Origin of the sequence: Bacillus sp. MYb78, assembly GCF_002975115.1 — a bacterium.
GTDB classification, from domain to species: Bacteria; Bacillota; Bacilli; order Bacillales; family Bacillaceae_G; genus Bacillus_A; species Bacillus_A cereus.
Map to the genome: position 1 here is coordinate 1 of NZ_PCOB01000061.1, position 2,685 is coordinate 2,685.

The window sequence follows — 2,685 nt, forward strand, 5'->3', positions numbered from 1 at the left end:
GGTGGTGCGACACGTTCCTAAGTGAAAAGCTTAGGCATTGTCGAACTTACAGTTCAACAGTGAACTGTCATTCCAAGAAGTCAAATGATAGGGTAACGCCTTGAAGGGCTTCCTTTAATACTCCGACATGCAGTGAAGTTAGCAAGAACTGAACTGTATGAAGCTCGGTGAAGTCGGTTGAGAGTTACCGTAATCCTATAGGATACGAAAGTCACTCAGAGGTGGGTGGTGTAACCTATAAACCGGAAGTCTATAAATTACCTATGGTTAGTATGCACTATGAACCAATAGAGTATGGTATGTGCGGACGAATCTCTGATGGTACGGGTCTATATCGGAAGTAAGTCGAAAGGCTTACTGACACAATTAGTGTCGCTACTGTGGATGAGTAAAACTCGCCTTTATGAAAGTCCATATATTGTTACAGGCAATATCAAGGTAGCAGGCTCATAGGAGAAACCTAACGGTATATGCACAGATAGGAATGACGGAACGTGGTAAGCTGTCAACACTGAGGGCTTGCTTCCGATGAAGTGGTTCTAGGGAAAACAATTGTAAATTGTATAACCTAGGTTTATGACAGTGAAAGTGGTGGCACAGTACCTATGAAACGTGTAATGAACGTGGAGGGATAGCCACTAGTCGATTGAAAACTGACTGTTACTTATGGTTGACATGGTTTCGAGTAAGACTAAAGAGATGTAAACCTCCAGTAAATAAGGGGAGGTTACAGCCCATGTTAAAGAAAACTAAACTAAGGCACAGTGAATATTACGACATGCAAAGAAAGTATGATGAGTTATATTCTAATAGCCTTAATGGTAACAATTTCTATAAATTAATTGATATTATCGGTTCGGAAGAAAATATTAGATTAGCATACCGCAACATCAAAACTAATAAGGGGAGTAACACGGCTGGAGTTGACAATTTAACCATTAAAGATATTTGGCACCTAAACGATACAAAGATTATTCATGAAGTTAGAAAACGATTAAATAACTATCAACCACAAGCAGTTAAAAGAGTCCTTATCCCAAAAGAGGGCAGTGATAAGAAGCGACCCCTGGGGATTCCAACAATTTGGGACAGATTAGTACAACAATCTATCCTCCAAGTATTGGAACCTATTTGTGAAGCTAAGTTTCATAACCATAGTTATGGATTTAGACCGAACAGAAGTACACACCATGCACTAAGTAGAGTTGTAAGTCTTATTAACATAGGTCACCAACACTACTGTGTTGATATTGACATTAAGGGGTTCTTTGATAATGTATGCCACAAAAAGCTATTAAGGCAAATGTGGACTCTGGGAATAAGAGACAAATCACTTCTATGTGTTATTTCAAAAATCCTTAAATCTGAGATAGAAGGAGAGGGTATTCCCAATAAGGGTACTCCGCAAGGAGGAATTATTTCTCCTTTACTTTCCAACATTGTTCTAAATGAACTTGATTGGTGGATAAGTAGCCAATGGGAAACCTACAAACCTCACAGAATCTCTACTCGGCATTTAGGGTTTCGACAATATGCTAGGAAGTACACGAATCTAAAATGTGGTTATGTAGTGAGATACGCGGATGACTTCAAAATAATGTGTCGGACTTATGATGAAGCACAACGCTTTTATCATGCGACAGTTGATTTTCTCAAATCCCGCTTGGGATTAGAAATTAACCCCAAAAAGTCCAAAGTGGTTAATCTCAAGAAAAACTCGTCAGTTTTCCTTGGATTCAAAATCAAAGTGGTTAAACAAGGTAAAGCTAAATTTGGATATATTGCAAAAACCAGTATGTCCGACAAAGCTATTACAAAAGCTAAAAGACAACTAAAAGAACGAATCAAAGGAATTCAAAAGGAGCCGACTTCAGAGAAAGTTACTCAATTTAATTCAACCCTTCTTGGTATACAAAATTACTTTAAATATGCGGTTACAATTTACATGGATTTAACGGAGGTAAATTACTCTCTGCGAAGAGTCATAAGAACCAGACTTAGAAACAATATGAAGCACATGAAGTTCTGTGAAACATCTGTGAATTTTAAAAGGAAGACCAAAGGAATACAACCCAACACTAAGATTTACGCTGTACAGAACACTCCACTCTTACCAGTTACAGGAATACATCATAAAAACCCGTGGAATTTTTCGCAGGTTATCTGTAACTATACGGAAACGGGGCGTAATAAAGTACATAGTAATCTTAAGGCAATACCTAAGGATGTTCTCAACCAAGTTATGAGGACTTATTCGAAGAATAAAAGTATTGAGTACAACGATAATAGGATATCAAAATACGTTGCTCAATATGGTAAGTGTTATGTAACTGGTGAGGAAATTGGTATTGAACGTGTTCATTGTCATCACATTGTTCCCATTAAACAAGGTGGGGATGACAAGTACAACAACTTGGTAATTGTAGATTGGTTTATACACAAACTGATTCACATGACGAATCTTAATAAGATTACACATTACCTTCGGTCTTTTAAACTTAACAAGAAACAAATGGATAAACTGAATGTGCTAAGAACTAAAGCTGGAAATGAACCGATAGTAACATAATTTGATTTTAAAGTCAGTTGGAAACGATGGAACGCCGTATGCTAGGAAACTAGCACGTACGGTGTGAGGTGGGGGAAAAGGTGGAGATTACATCAAAGCCTTACCTATCATCATAA

General features: G+C 37.6%; 1 protein-coding gene. It reads left to right on the forward strand.

The genetic code is table 11. The features are described 5' to 3' along the window. Positions 1 to 736: 736 nt before the first annotated feature. On the forward strand, positions 737 to 2,569 hold the full coding sequence (gene ltrA, locus CQ064_RS32925) for a group II intron reverse transcriptase/maturase (protein ID WP_000914977.1): 1,833 nt from the start codon (positions 737 to 739) through the stop codon (positions 2,567 to 2,569). Positions 2,570 to 2,685: the final 116 nt, after the last annotated feature.